This window comes from Allobosea sp. ASV33 (assembly GCF_016428755.1).
Lineage (GTDB): Bacteria > Pseudomonadota > Alphaproteobacteria > Rhizobiales > Beijerinckiaceae > Allobosea.
The window spans coordinates 1-253 of sequence record NZ_JAELTI010000400.1; the positions used below are offsets into that span (position 1 = coordinate 1).

At 70.8% G+C, this 253-nt stretch carries 1 pseudogene; it reads right to left on the reverse strand.

What is annotated here, in order from left to right:
* A pseudogene (locus JHD80_RS29030) lies at nucleotides 1-121 on the reverse strand (ABC transporter substrate-binding protein); the annotation flags it as partial.
* Between the last annotated feature and the right edge of the window lie 132 nt (nucleotides 122-253).

Below are 253 nucleotides of genomic sequence, written 5' to 3' on the forward strand. Positions count from 1 at the left end.
AGGATTCGTCGGTGCCGGCGGCCTGGACCGCCTTGAGGTAATGCGTCACCGCCGAGTAGACGCCGGCCTGGCTGTCGTTCGGCGCCGCACCGTGACGCTTCAGGAAGCGCTCGGACCAGGCCTTGGCCTGTCTCTTATACACATCTCCGAGCCCACGAGACTCTAGGCGCGATCGCGTATGCCGTCTTCTGCTTGAAAAAGGGGGGGGGGGGGGGGGGGGGGGGGGGGGGGGGGGGGGGGGGGGGGGGGGGGG